Origin of the sequence: Bacillus thuringiensis, from assembly GCF_001455345.1 — a bacterium.
Lineage (GTDB): Bacteria > Bacillota > Bacilli > Bacillales > Bacillaceae_G > Bacillus_A > Bacillus_A thuringiensis_N.
Genome location: NZ_CP013274.1, coordinates 2,783,349 through 2,796,390 on the forward strand (window position 1 = coordinate 2,783,349; position 13,042 = coordinate 2,796,390).

Sequence of the window (13,042 nt, forward strand, 5' to 3'; positions counted from 1 at the left end):
ATAATTGTATTTAAATTGTATCTTCAAACGAAACCTTACGAATAAATAGTGCGCTAATTACAATATATATGAAAATAAGAACAATCGAAACTGATATGAAATTAGGTATTTCTAGCAACATTTTACTATTAATGAACACCAATTCTTTTATTCCTATCCCTGCATACATTGCACTCGCCAATCCAAATAAAAATATTATACTAAAGGCTAATCCGAACCAATTAAATCTTTTCTGAAAAATAATTGTTGATTGGAATAAACAAGCTAATGTACTATAAAATATGAACTGCACAAAGAATTGTTCAATTGCATTTGCTCCTAAGTTTATATGTTCTGTTTTATAAAATGTATCCTGTAAAAATAAAGCTTGGAGACATGAAAACAATGCTGATTGCAATAAAATAAAACATATTGAACCCATCAAGAATTGCAATCTAGTGACACCGAACGAGACGACTGTAGGGAAAATATCAAGTTGAATAAGAAACACACTGATCACAATAAACATTACGATTGCAATTGATGAATTATTAAAGATATCATGTAAAAGCGCTACCTTTATTCCCTTCAAATCTGTTGCCGTCATTGTCCCTTTTATAAGTAATGCTACAGTCCAAAAGATAAGAATGGCTTTATGCTGATATTTTATATGTAACTTCAACTGCTTCATTAACATCGTCATTTTACTTCACCACCGGTTATATGAATAAATAGTTTTTGTAATGTAATTCTATCAATTGCTAAACCTTCCTTTTCAAGAGAGTAATAATCTTCATTAGAAAGTTCTTCCCATATAACAGCAATCCCCTTATTTCCATAAACTTCTCGATTTATTACTTTTTTATTGATTGAAAACTCATCCACTTTATCTTTTTTTCCTGAAATAATATGAGCTTGTTGTAATAAATCCTCCACAGATGATTGAACAATCAGTCTTCCTTCTTTTATGATGATTACATCTTCAATAACATGAGTTACTTCCTCTACTAAATGTGTTGATAATATAATTGTTCGTGGATATTCACCGTAATCTTCTAGTAGTAAACTATAAAACAACTCTCGATGTGCTGCGTCTAAGCCCGTAGTCGGCTCATCAAAAATTGTAATTGGCGCCCTACTTGCTAATCCTTGAATAATACCGACAACTGTTTGCATACCATGTGATAACTTATGGTATTTTTCTTTCAAATTAAGTTGAAATTTCCTTGCAAGTTCTTCAGCAAACTCTTGATCCCAGTTTTTATAAAACATGTTACATAAATTAAAAATCTCTTTAACTTTATTATTTAGATATGCAGCTTCTTTCACTTTAATAAAACAAATATTTTGCATCGCTTTACTATTCTCAAAAACATGTTCACCAAATATTGATATGCTTCCACTACTTGAAGTAATTTGGCCTGCAAGTAAATTTAATAGTGTCGTTTTTCCTGCTCCGTTTCTACCGAGCAAACCATATATTTTATGCTCTTCCAATGAAATCGTTACTTCATTTACAGCTAGTTTCTTTTTATATTTTTTCGTTAAATCTTTCGTTTCAAGTGCAATCATCCCTCTTTCCCCTCCTTCGTAATTTTTTGAATCATATCCATTAATTCGTCTTTCGATATTTCTAGTACTTTCGCTTCTTCCCACACTTTAGGTAAATATTCGGTCATAAAAGTGTTTTGTCTTTTTTTTAGTACAACTTCTTTCGCTCCCTTTGCAACAAACATCCCGATCCCTCTCTTTTTATATAAAATCCCTTCATCCACTAATACATTTACCCCTTTAGCTGCAGTAGCTGGATTTATTTGTAACATCTTCGCAAATTGATTTGTTGATGGAACTTGTTCTTCTTCAAGCAATATATCTTTTAAAATATCAGATTCAATGGTTTCCGCAATTTGTAAGTATATTAATTTATTTTGCTCCAGAGTAGGCTTCATAATTTCACCACCTTAGGTTCATAGGTTCATTACTTATGCAATTAACCATATCACATAAAAATGTTTATTTCCATAAATTTCTTTTACAAAAAAAGAGAGTCATTCGTTTAAGAATGACTCTCTTTCTAAAAGTTCGAAGTTTCAACTCTTGTTCTCAAATTCTTTTCATTTATACCATTTTGACAAAAGTTAAATTGTTGTCCCTTTATAGACTTTGTACGATCTACTACTTGCCCTAAATGATAACTTGTATGCTCCACTAAATGTAATAAGCTATGAAGATCCATATGCTTTTTTTCTTCCCATACTTGTATATATGCTTTTCCCCATTCATCAAATACTTCTTCAACGCACTGTAACAAAACTTCAGTACTTTGTCGTTTTACTGGAAAATACTCCTCAATACCATTTTCAAATACTATATTTGGATTCTTATAACGCCTTGCATTTCTCTGTAAATGTTCACAAATATGCAGTACAATTCCACCAATTGAATTAACAGAGTCCCCTTGTTTCCACAAATCTTCTTCACTAACGAGCTTAATTGACTGTACTAACTTTGGTAAATAATGATCTTGCATTCTATTATAAGTAATTTTATATACTAACTCCACCTTTTCTCCTCCCATTATTTCAACTGCTGCACTGGATGTGTAGCAAATAAAGATTTCCGAAACTCTTTATCATTTATAAGCATTGTAATTTTTTCGTTATTATCATTAAGGAACTTTACTACTTTCTTTTTATCCCAAATATCATCTTCTTTTGGGAAATCATTAAAATTTTCATACAAGATTGGTAGTATTTCTTCTCTTTTCATCGTGAAATTTTTATTTTCTACTTGAAACTCGTAACTTTTCGCATTTGGTACTAAAATCGCTAAATAAATAACGTTAAAGAGAAAATTCTTCTTCATCGTATCCTTACTATCAAACCAATATGTCTCAACAATGTCTTCTGTAAGGGGGCCATTCCCTTTTGCACCATAGTTCACCTTTATTCTTTCATTCTCCAAACTTATACTTTGAAATGTTTCACCACCGGGTAAATGATTAACTATTGCAACCACATCTGAGTTATTCCCAACATATGTCCCAGCATATTGCTTAAAGTCACCAGGTTCAACATCAGATATTTCTTTTATTCTTTCTCCGCTAGAACAAGCAGTAATAAATAAAAAAATTGTTAGCATAACCATTACATTACGTTGCATATATTTCATTTAGCATCCCTCATTTTGATTGTTATTTCGTTAATTACAATACTTCTTTTCAAATCCCTTTAAAACATACGCATTTTAATCAAAATTAAAAATTTTCAATTTTTATGTTTACAATTATCCATTAATTGTATATACTTACTAACGTAAGAAAAATATTCTAAAAGGAGGTCGAAGGAAATGATGAAATTACAATTACATGCTTTAACTTTAGCGTTAACTGCACCTGTGTTTTCTGGACAATTAAATATGAATTCGACCACCCTAATGGAGAATTGAAAATCGTACTTTATTTCTATTAATTCATAAATTCGCCACAGGAGGTCGTATACTTTCCTGTGGCTTTTTCACGCCTGGCCATAGGAGAACTATATCTTCCTGTGGCTTTTTTGTGCGATTTTTTAGTCTCTTACATTATTTTTTAAAGAAAGGGGCAACATTCGATGACTATTAGCGTATTGTTTTTAAGTATTACGATTCAAAGAAATACAATTTCCAAAGATGAAATTTTTCATAATGAGCAAATTGAAAAAGCTATGAATGATATTAAGGAGCGCCAAGCACTTTATTGTGATCACATGTAATTCCTTTTCGAAAGGAGGAATTCATTTATGACTTTTCATATTTTCTTTTTTACGACTGTACTTCAGAAAAATACTTTAACTGAAGCTGAAATCAATCGTAAACAACAATTAAAACAACTGACTGATAAAATGACTGACATTAAAAGTTCATACTATACGCAAATGTATTAAAAATATATTTTTAAAGGAGCAATACCCTAATGAAATTTAAAGCATTCTTTTTAACTATCACTATTCAAAAACGTAAGCTTTCACAGAAAGAAATTTTACGTGAGCAACACATTCAAACTATTATGGACGATGTAAAAGAACGTCAAGCTGCTTATTACAGCCGTCTTTTCTAATTAACTTATAAGGAGTTTTATCTAATGAAATTTAAAGCATTCTTTTTAACCATTACCATTCAAAAACGTAAGCTTTCACAGAATGAGATTTTACACGAACAACACGTTCAAAACATTATGGACGAAGTAAAAGAGCGTCAAGCTTCTTATTACAGCCGTCTTTTCTAAATAACTTTTAAAGGGGCAATACACTTATGAAATTTAAAGCATTCTTTTTAACCATCACCATTCAAAAACGCAAGCTTTCACAGAAAGAAATTTTACGTGAGCAACACATTCAAACTATTATGGACGAAGTAAAAGAGCACCAAGCTTCTTATTACAGCCGTCTTTTCTAATAAACTTATAAAGGGGTTTTATCTAATGAAATTTAAAGTATTCTTTTTAACAATCACGATTCAGAAAACTAAGTTCTCAGACAGTGAGATACTGCATGACCATCAAATTAATAAAGCTATGGAAGATGTGAAAGAACGTCAAAGTCACTACTGTAGCCATCTATAATTCCTTTCGAAAGGAGGAATGTATCATGAAGTTTCACCTTTTCTTTTTAACAATTACAATCCAGAAAGAAATCTTTTCTGAAGGTGAATTAAAACAAGAGCAACAATACAAAAAGATTATGAACGAAATTCGAGATCGTAGAAGCAAATACTACACTCACCTATAATCCTTTAAAAATATAAAACTTGAAAGGAGTCGATTATGATGTTGATAGCACGTTGTAAGGAAATGATTTGGATAGTTCAGAGGGATTCCACATAGTTTTATAGTGGCTATATCATACAAGTTTTCTGTTACTTTTGATATGTAATAAATATATAATAAAATTATATTCATACACTTTTAATATTGAGTAATAAACAAAAGATACACCACTTAAAAGCGGTGTATCTTTCTAAACATATACTATTTTCTATTACTTCGCTTCGTCTTAAACAATCTCACCAAGTTCGATACAACTGTTTTCGTTACTGCATAAACCGGTACTGCTAAAATCATTCCGATAATTCCCGCAAAGTTACCTACCCCTAAAATTAAAATAATAATTGTTAACGGATGGATATTTAATTTCGAACTCATAATACGCGGTGAAATGATGTTACTTTCAAACTGTTGTACAATTGTTACGATAATAATTACGTACAACGCTTGCATCGGAGAAACGAACAGACCCACAATTACAGCTGGTGCTGCACCAATAAATGGACCTAAGTTAGGAATGATATTTGTAAATGCTGCTATAATTCCTAAAACGAAAGCGTACGGTAAATCGATAATTAAATAACCGATAAAAGTAAAAGCACCTACAAATATACAAACAAGCGCTTGCCCTTGAATATATGCAGATAATGTTTCATTCGTTTCCTTAATGATGCGAAGTCCTTCTTCACGGTAAGACTCTGGTAATAAGCTTACTGCTTTACCTGGAAAGGCATGTCCATCTTTAAACATATAAAATAAAATGAATGGTACTGTGAAGATAACTAATGCAACGTTCGTGATAATACCAAATAAAGCCGTTGCACTCGACGTAATTGTGTTTGGTATACCCTTTAAGTATTCAATTGCATTTTTCTCAATTGTTTCAATGGAAACATAATTTTGTGTAGATAACCATTCAAATAATCTGTGATGGGATAAATCTTGTATGTATAGTTTTCCCTCTTGTATATACATCGGCATGTTTTTCACTAAATCCATTAGCTGTTGTGAGATGGTTGGAACAACAACTCCAATAGCCACTCCAGTTAATGTAATAATAAAAAGATACAGTAGTAAAATCGCTAAACCTCTAGGTACTTTTTTATTCTCCAAAAAGACTAACAATGGGTTAAATATAAAGTATAAAAATAACGCGATTAAGATTGGGAAAAACAACGTAGATATGAAGATACCAATCGGTTGAAATAGAAACGATATTTTTGTGCAAATAAATATGATCGCTACAACCATTAGCACTTCTAATGTCCAAAAGTGCACTTTCGATTTCAAAAAAACGTCCTCCTTTAAACTAGCACTTCTCTTCATTGTACCAAAATAAGCAAGAATTTCACATAATATTTTCCTTTACAATATTCCAAAATACCAATAAATACACTACAATGAGATTACATACAAATTTGCAGGTAAAGGTGATAAAAATGACACAATGCATCATTTGCAGAAAAGATACGAAAGAACTTAGTGAACAATATGTCATCCCAGAAATATTATGTGGATATTATTTCACAAACTCAATTTGTGATACTTGTCATGAACAAATGACAACAAATATTGATCGTCCCTTAATTCGGCATAAATTAAGTCAATTTAAGATTGAGCAAATGAAAAAACAAATTGACTCCCCCCTCTATACGAATGAGCATGGTGAGGAACTTGCAGCAGCTGAGACAGATGTTGTTGAAGTAAGTGATGAAATACTTTATTCCAATGCATTAATTATGAAACTATGTAAAAAGCACGATATTTCACTACATAATGAAATTTGGAAAGAAGAACGTGTAACGAAAGTAGCTAGCTCTATCCAACGTGAATTACTTTTAGATAACCGTAAGTATAAAATGAGTGTATTAAAAATGGCTTATACTTTCGCTGTACAAGCAGTCGATGGCTATTTTGAAGATCCAGATGCGATTGATATTTCTAACATTCTATCAAATGCCGACTTCATGGAATTAAAAGAAAAGAGCATCGTTCGTGATTTAAGCAAAAGTTCTTTATGGAATACATTAAATACAAATAGCGAAAACCATTACTTTATTTTATTAAGTGATAAAGATGGACTGTTCTGTTTCATTCGTCTATTTGATATCTTTGACGTTGTCGTTCATTTATCAGAAAAGAGATATGAACTTTCATCACCCATTGTCGGCGTAAATAATGTAAATAAGCAAGAATTTTATGTCCAAACTTTAAAACAGTATATGGATGGACTATTTAAAGAAAAAACACCTTCTATTTAATCGAAATCAGAACATACGGTCTCCTTTCTTGATGAAAAGACACTGTGTTATAATAAGTATGAAAAGAACAATACAATCACATAAACCAATTATTAATTGTATATAAATAAAAAAGACTAGTGTGCGGCTACACACTAGTCCACGTAACTTAGCAGATTGGATTGTTCATTTATCCTATTTGTTTCTTACAAACAAAACAACCCACATTCTATTGGCATAGGTGGGTTGTTATTTTTTGAGCTTGTCTATTAAAACGACGACGAACGTTAACAATGCAACGAGAAACAGTCCACCTTGCAATAACAACGCTATTTCACTCACTTATTATCACCCCCCTCCTACTTGGAGAAGTGATAATTGAACAACCAACCGTACCTTAAGTTACTATTTAATTTTACCATATTTTCTAATAGTTTACGATGAAAACCCGCAAGTGATTTACTTGCGAGTTTTTTTATCCCGTATTAACAGGCAGTAAACAAAACGAAGTAAAGCATAGTTGAAACTGCCTGTTAATGCCCGATTGGTTCAACTAATAATCCTTTGGGACAATTCACCCAAAGGATTAAAGTTTCACTTTATTTCTCATTATTTTTTAAGTGCATATGCATCAGCTATCATTTCACCAACAATTTTATTTTCTTGTTTCTCTTCTTTTAATAAAGGAAATAACAGTTCTGCCATTTCATATGCCTCTTCTAAATGAGGATATCCCGATAATATAAACGTATCAATTCCTAACGCTTCATATTCTTTTATTCTATCTGCTACTGTATGCGGATCTCCTACAAGTGCAGTACCTGCACCACCTCTTACAAGTCCTATACCAGCCCATAAGTTTGGACTTATCTCTAACGACTCCCGTGTACCTTTATTTAAATAAGTCATTCGTTTTTGACCAACTGAATCGTATCTTGCAAATGTTTTTTGAGCAAGCTCAATTGTCTCATTATCTACATATTGAATTAAACGTTCTGCCTCTTCCCATGCTTCTTCTTCTGTTTCTCTTACAATTACGTGTAATCTAATGCCAAATTGAACCGTACGCCCCTTCTCTTCTGCAAGTTTTCTTACTTCATCTATTTTCTCTTTCACTTGCTCTGGTGGCTCTCCCCACGTTAAATACACATCACTATGTTCAGCTGCAACTTCTTTACCCGCAGCCGATGATCCTCCAAAATATATAGGGGGATACGGTGTTTGAACTGGCGGGAACACTACTTTACTATCTGTAACTTTAATATGTTTTCCTTCCAATGAAATGGTTTCACCTTGCAAAGTCGATTTCCAAACTTTTAAAAATTCATCGGCAGCTTCATACCTTTCATCATGTTCAAGATACAATCCATCACCCTGCAATTCAACGGGATCTCCTCCAGCTACTACATTAATAAGTAATCTTCCATCTGAAATTCTATCAAATGTAGATGCCATCCTTGCTGCAACTGTCGGTGACATTAATCCTGGTCTAACTGCTACTAAAAATTTTAATTTCTCTGTCTCAGCTGCAAGTGCCGATGCTAATACCCATGGATCTTCACAACCTTGACCAGTTGGAAGTAACACACCTGTATACCCTAAATAATCGGCTGCTTGTGCAACTTGTTTATAATAACCATACTCAGCTGCTCTTCCTCGTTTTGTCGTTCCTAAATATCGACCATCTCCATACGCCGGAATAAACCATAATAATTCCATACCTTATACACCCCTTATTTATTTTGAAACGTACACTAAAATACTCTATATAAATTACCCCTAATAATTTATATGTTAATTTCCTATCTCGCCTTTAAAATTATCTCGCCATCTTAAAAACTTCACTTCTAGTAAACGTACGAGTGAATCCGAAAATTTCCCAACGAATGCAAAGATGATAATACCAACAAATACGATATCTGTATTTGAAAATTGCCTTGCATCCATTATCATATAGCCAATACCTTCTGTAGATCCCATAAGTTCTGCGACTACTAAACTCACCCATGCAACTCCTAATGATAATCTCGCTCCTAGTAATAGGTTCGGTAATGCTGCAGGTAAAATTAATTTTGTAATTAATTTTCTTTTACTAAACTCTAATACTCTCGCAACATCAAATAACTTTGAATCCACACCTCGTATTCCTAGAAACGCATTTACGTATAAAGGAAAAAAAGCACCATCTGCAATTAATAACACTTTCGATGTTTCCCCAAAACCGAACCATAATACGAAAAGCGGTGCAACAGCCAAGTGAGGCACAGTTCTTAACATTTGTACTGAAGGATCTAAATATTGCTCACTTCTCGTTGAAAACCCAACAATTGTTCCTAAAATAATTCCTAAACTCCCGCCAATAAAGAAACCAGTCGCAGCCCTGAATACACTAATACTTAAATGACCGAATAACTCTCCTGTTTTTATAAGTTCTTGAAAAGCTAAAAATATATCTAGAGGCGTTGGTAAAACTGTTTTAGAAACTAGACCGAATACGCCAGCCAACTGCCAAATTATTAATACGATAATTGGTATAGTAATCGCTCTTACTAACACTTTTACTTTTGTCTTTCGCACTTTCTTTACATCGTTATTATCAATCGTTATACTCGTTGGTTTCATAACAGCTTTCGTATTCTCCAATTTACAAAACCTCTCTTCATTTCGCCTTTAACGCTTTTTCTACGAAAGAATTATCTACAACTTTATCTGTGTTGATTTCTTTCTTTATAGAACCGAGCTTATATTGAAAATCTGCTGTCTTTTGCTGTTCTGCTATTATTTCTTTCGTTACCTGAACTAAAATTGGTTTGTCGTGATTAAACACTTCTTTTACAATCTCTGCATCTATTTTCTTTGCAGAAGTGTATATTTTTATTGCTTCATCCAAGTTTTCATCTTGCCATACACGTGCTTTTTCATATACTTTAAGGAATTTCTCAACTAATTCTGGATGCTCTTTCGCAAATTTTGTTCTCGCAATTAAAAACTCTGGAGAAGATACATTTAATGTTTCACCATCTATAATCACCTTTGCTCCTTTATTTACCGTATGTAACGATATGAAAGGATCCCAAATTGCCCATGCATCTACTGAACCTGATTCAAATGCTGGCTGTGCTTCATCTGGTTGTAACTGAATGACATTTACATCTTTCGCATTGATACCTTCTTTATCAAGCGCTCGATACAATAAATTAAATGCGCTACTTCCTTTTGCCACTGCTATTTTCTTGCCTTTCAAATCTTTTACACTCGCAATCTTGCTATCCTTTTGTACAAGAATCCCCGTTCCTTTTCTCGCATAACTTGTATTAGCAATTTCGGTAAATTCAATACCAACTGCTTGAGCTGAAATAACTGGGGAGTTCCCAACTTCACCAAAGTCTAATCGATTTGATGCAATTGCTTCAAAATAAGGAGGACCGCTTTGGAACTCTGTCCACTTCACTTTAACTCCTTCTTTTTTAAACTCTTCTTCAAACCATCCTTTTTTCTGCGCGAGTAATAGTGGACTTAATCCTTGCTGAATACCAATTTGTACTGTTACATCTTCCTTCTTACTACTTGCTGTGCTTTTTTCACATCCAAATAAATATAAAGAAATAGCTACTGCAAAAGAAAGAACTTTGATTTTTTTATACATATACTCACTCTTTCCCTATATACTTGTTTGAATTAGTCCCCCGTGTTCAAACTGCTGTAATACTTTCTTTCGAATTCCTTGGAATGACTCGGAAGTTTTACTACGCGGATAAGGTAAATTATTTTCAATCACTTTATGTATTTTTCCAGGCTTTGCACTCATGATGACAATTCTGTTTGAAAGATATATTGCTTCGTCTATATCATGTGTAACGAATATCATTGTCGTCTTTTTTTGTTCCCAAATGTTGAGCAGTACTTCTTGCAAATGACTTCGGGTAAATGCATCCAGTGCTCCAAATGGTTCATCAAGCAATAATACATTGGGATCCCTTAACAACGCTCTTGCAATCGCAACACGTTGTGACATCCCGCCTGATATTTCTTTCGGATATGATTTTTCAAAACCGTCTAACCGAACAATTTCAACCCATTCCTTTGCCTTATCCTTCACATATTTATCTTTTAATGACAAATCAGCTGCAATATTTTCTTCCACTGTAAGCCATGGAAACAATCGATGCTCTTGAAATATAAATCCTTGCTTCTTACTCGGTTTTGTTATACGCTCCCCGTCAATAATGATTTCACCTTCAAAATCGTTGTCTAAACCTGCAATAATTTTTAATAGTGTACTTTTTCCGCAACCACTCGGACCAATTACTGTAACAAAATCCCCTTTTTCTAATTGAAAATTAATATGCTCTAATACTTGAACAGTACGAGTTTGTTTCGAAAAATATTTTGATACTCCATCAATTGATACAGTCACTTTTCCCCCTCCTTGAAATGATTCATCTTAATGAACAGATTCAGTATTTATGCAATAAAAAAACCAAAGGCATTTTATCTATTGATAAAATGCCTTTGGTTTCTCCAATCAGCAATACGTAATGGAATTAAGTACATATTATACAAATATTTCCGATAAGTCAACTCGGTTTTATTAAAACATACGTATGATTTGTTTGAACATCCTTATTGTTATTTATTTAAAAATTATTTTTTATGGTTCTTAATCCACTGTAACCAATAAGAAAACTCACATGCCAAATGCATTTGATGCGATTTAATAAGACTATTAGGACAAAGTGCCGGAAACTCTACAACTAGACTTACTTCTATACCAGTATCTGCATCTTTGAATTGATGTCGAACTCCACCAATAGTAGTACCGTCTTTCATACGTGCAACACCTGTTGATTGGTATTGATAGGACTTATCTCTAGGTGTCTTCAATCCCATTTCGTCACCAAAAACAATAAAAAATTGAACTGGAAATGGAGAATTACCAGTAGTTTCGATAACCTCTAATTCATTTTCCCCAAAGGGTCTTAGTACGTAATGATCTGGACAGGCCGATAAATTCACTTGATCATTTTCATCTGATTGTTCAAGCATAAAACTATCAATTCCATTTATCGCTTCTTCTGCTGTAATTCCATCTAAATAGATACTTGTTTTTGAAAATTTTCGTCTATCACCAGATAAAACAGTACAAATACGCATACCCATTTCACTTAATTTAAGTTTAGATTTTAACTTATCATACATTTCATTGTATGAATAATTTAACTTTAGTTCCGTTAGTTTTTTTATCATAACGTCTGTATCATTTAATTCCGGTTCTTTATGTCCCAATGTATTTAAAACTTTTTTAATACGTTCTCTTTTCCACTTTGTAAGTTGTTCATTCGAAATATTGTTTCCATCAATAATAATTTTCATATACATTCTCCTTCGCTTTGATCGTATCGTAGTGTATTAAATACTAAATTAATCATTTCTTGCTTCGTGTCTAGATTCAAATCCACCTCTGAATGAGCAATACTGCTAAGACCGTATAAAATAAATCCTGATGCTAATAATGAGTTATCAGTATTAAAAATCCCAGTTTTCACCCCTTCTTCGATTACTTGTCGAATTGATGGCTGCATTCGCGTAAATAATTTCTGTTCCAGTTGAAAATGTTGTTCCGTCTGAAACGAACTCACATTTTTATAGGGTGCTAATTTTTCGATAAATGTCCAAAATATATTTAGAGAATCTTTCAGCTTTTGCATGACAGACCGTTCATTAGAAATAAGTATTTCTTCAATTAACTCCATATTTTTCACAATAAAATCATTTAATACTTCATCAACAAAATTCTCTTTAGACTTGAAGTAATAATAAAATAAGCCCGTTGCTACACCTGCATGATTCACAACATCTTTTATGCCAAATCCTTTCATACCATTTTTCATATATAGTTCAAAACCAATATCCATCAACTCTTGCCGTCTAACATCTGGTTCTTTTGATATTCTTTTCATAGGTCATCTCCTATTATGTTTTACCTTTGACTGAATCTGATTCAATCATAAACGACTGAACT

General features: G+C 32.6%; 21 protein-coding genes. 8 read left to right on the plus strand and 13 right to left on the minus strand.

Annotated elements, in window-relative coordinates:
• Positions 1–10: 10 nt before the first annotated feature.
• The 5 genes from ATN06_RS14595 to ATN06_RS14615 form a co-directional block, all read right to left on the minus strand.
• Positions 11–682 carry a DUF4052 family protein gene (locus tag ATN06_RS14595; protein ID WP_060631243.1) on the minus strand — a complete coding sequence of 224 codons (672 nt, stop codon included), beginning with the start codon at positions 680–682 and terminating at the stop codon, positions 11–13.
• Positions 679–1,551 (minus strand): ATP-binding cassette domain-containing protein, encoded by an 873-nt coding sequence (locus ATN06_RS14600; RefSeq protein ID WP_060631244.1) that lies wholly within the window; start codon positions 1,549–1,551, stop codon positions 679–681. The genes ATN06_RS14595 and ATN06_RS14600 overlap by 4 nt, the downstream gene beginning before the upstream one ends.
• The gene (locus ATN06_RS14605) at positions 1,548–1,928 is read right to left on the minus strand and encodes a GntR family transcriptional regulator (RefSeq protein ID WP_000805194.1); all 381 of its coding nucleotides are present in this window, start codon (positions 1,926–1,928) and stop codon (positions 1,548–1,550) included. The genes ATN06_RS14600 and ATN06_RS14605 overlap by 4 nt, the downstream gene beginning before the upstream one ends.
• Positions 1,929–2,053: 125 nt before the next feature.
• Positions 2,054–2,542 carry a DinB family protein gene (locus tag ATN06_RS14610; protein WP_060631245.1) on the minus strand — a complete coding sequence of 163 codons (489 nt, stop codon included), beginning with the start codon at positions 2,540–2,542 and terminating at the stop codon, positions 2,054–2,056.
• 14 nt (positions 2,543–2,556) lie between these two features.
• A complete protein-coding gene (locus ATN06_RS14615) occupies positions 2,557–3,150 on the minus strand; it encodes a DUF4825 domain-containing protein (protein ID WP_060631246.1) in 594 nt (197 codons plus the stop codon).
• 440 nt (positions 3,151–3,590) lie between these two features.
• Here ATN06_RS14615 and ATN06_RS14625 point away from each other — a divergent pair, with 440 nt between their 5' ends.
• Genes ATN06_RS14625 through ATN06_RS14655 form a run of 7 tightly spaced genes read left to right on the plus strand, consistent with a single transcriptional unit; the run spans position 3,591 to position 4,745 of the window.
• Entirely contained in the window at positions 3,591–3,731 is a 141-nt protein-coding gene (locus ATN06_RS14625; RefSeq protein WP_060631247.1) for a YrzI family small protein, read from the plus strand.
• A 27-nt stretch (positions 3,732–3,758) separates the two neighbouring features.
• Positions 3,759–3,902 (plus strand): YrzI family small protein, encoded by a 144-nt coding sequence (locus ATN06_RS14630; protein WP_000142735.1) that lies wholly within the window; start codon positions 3,759–3,761, stop codon positions 3,900–3,902.
• A 29-nt stretch (positions 3,903–3,931) separates the two neighbouring features.
• A complete protein-coding gene (locus tag ATN06_RS14635) occupies positions 3,932–4,075 on the plus strand; it encodes a YrzI family small protein (RefSeq protein WP_060631248.1) in 144 nt (47 codons plus the stop codon).
• 24 nt (positions 4,076–4,099) lie between these two features.
• A complete protein-coding gene (locus ATN06_RS14640) occupies positions 4,100–4,243 on the plus strand; it encodes a YrzI family small protein (protein ID WP_060631249.1) in 144 nt (47 codons plus the stop codon).
• A 26-nt stretch (positions 4,244–4,269) separates the two neighbouring features.
• The gene (locus ATN06_RS14645) at positions 4,270–4,413 is read left to right on the plus strand and encodes a YrzI family small protein (RefSeq protein ID WP_060631250.1); all 144 of its coding nucleotides are present in this window, start codon (positions 4,270–4,272) and stop codon (positions 4,411–4,413) included.
• A gap of 25 nt (positions 4,414–4,438) precedes the next feature.
• Positions 4,439–4,579, plus strand: a complete 141-nt coding sequence (locus tag ATN06_RS14650) for a YrzI family small protein (protein WP_000669812.1) — start codon at positions 4,439–4,441, stop codon at positions 4,577–4,579.
• Positions 4,580–4,604: 25 nt separating this feature from the next.
• The gene (locus ATN06_RS14655) at positions 4,605–4,745 is read left to right on the plus strand and encodes a YrzI family small protein (protein ID WP_060631251.1); all 141 of its coding nucleotides are present in this window, start codon (positions 4,605–4,607) and stop codon (positions 4,743–4,745) included.
• Between the two features lie 239 nt (positions 4,746–4,984).
• Here the strand turns inward: ATN06_RS14655 and ATN06_RS14660 are convergent, their stop codons facing one another.
• A complete protein-coding gene (locus tag ATN06_RS14660; RefSeq protein ID WP_060631252.1) occupies positions 4,985–6,070 on the minus strand; it encodes an AI-2E family transporter in 1,086 nt (361 codons plus the stop codon).
• A gap of 149 nt (positions 6,071–6,219) precedes the next feature.
• On the opposite strand from ATN06_RS14660, the gene ATN06_RS14665 reads away from it, so the two are divergent.
• Positions 6,220–7,041 carry an HNH endonuclease gene (locus tag ATN06_RS14665; RefSeq protein WP_060631253.1) on the plus strand — a complete coding sequence of 274 codons (822 nt, stop codon included), beginning with the start codon at positions 6,220–6,222 and terminating at the stop codon, positions 7,039–7,041.
• 228 nt (positions 7,042–7,269) lie between these two features.
• On the opposite strand, the gene ATN06_RS29465 is transcribed toward ATN06_RS14665, so the two are convergent.
• From ATN06_RS29465 to ATN06_RS14700, 7 genes are all read right to left on the minus strand, one after another.
• Complete coding sequence (locus ATN06_RS29465; protein ID WP_001289320.1) at positions 7,270–7,362, minus strand: putative holin-like toxin; 93 nt, start codon at positions 7,360–7,362, stop codon at positions 7,270–7,272.
• 267 nt (positions 7,363–7,629) lie between these two features.
• Positions 7,630–8,739 carry an FMNH2-dependent alkanesulfonate monooxygenase gene (ssuD, locus tag ATN06_RS14675; protein ID WP_060631254.1) on the minus strand — a complete coding sequence of 370 codons (1,110 nt, stop codon included), beginning with the start codon at positions 8,737–8,739 and terminating at the stop codon, positions 7,630–7,632.
• A gap of 75 nt (positions 8,740–8,814) precedes the next feature.
• A complete protein-coding gene (locus ATN06_RS14680) occupies positions 8,815–9,663 on the minus strand; it encodes an ABC transporter permease (RefSeq protein WP_060631255.1) in 849 nt (282 codons plus the stop codon).
• A gap of 16 nt (positions 9,664–9,679) precedes the next feature.
• Positions 9,680–10,666, minus strand: coding sequence for an aliphatic sulfonate ABC transporter substrate-binding protein (locus tag ATN06_RS14685; protein WP_060631256.1), 987 nt, complete (start codon positions 10,664–10,666; stop codon positions 9,680–9,682).
• A 15-nt stretch (positions 10,667–10,681) separates the two neighbouring features.
• Positions 10,682–11,437: an ABC transporter ATP-binding protein gene (locus ATN06_RS14690; protein ID WP_060631257.1), complete on the minus strand. Its 756-nt coding sequence runs from the start codon at positions 11,435–11,437 to the stop codon at positions 10,682–10,684.
• A gap of 227 nt (positions 11,438–11,664) precedes the next feature.
• Positions 11,665–12,393 (minus strand): hypothetical protein, encoded by a 729-nt coding sequence (locus tag ATN06_RS14695; protein ID WP_060631258.1) that lies wholly within the window; start codon positions 12,391–12,393, stop codon positions 11,665–11,667.
• Positions 12,390–12,980, minus strand: coding sequence for a TetR/AcrR family transcriptional regulator (locus ATN06_RS14700; protein WP_060631259.1), 591 nt, complete (start codon positions 12,978–12,980; stop codon positions 12,390–12,392). The genes ATN06_RS14695 and ATN06_RS14700 overlap by 4 nt, the downstream gene beginning before the upstream one ends.
• Positions 12,981–13,042: the final 62 nt, after the last annotated feature.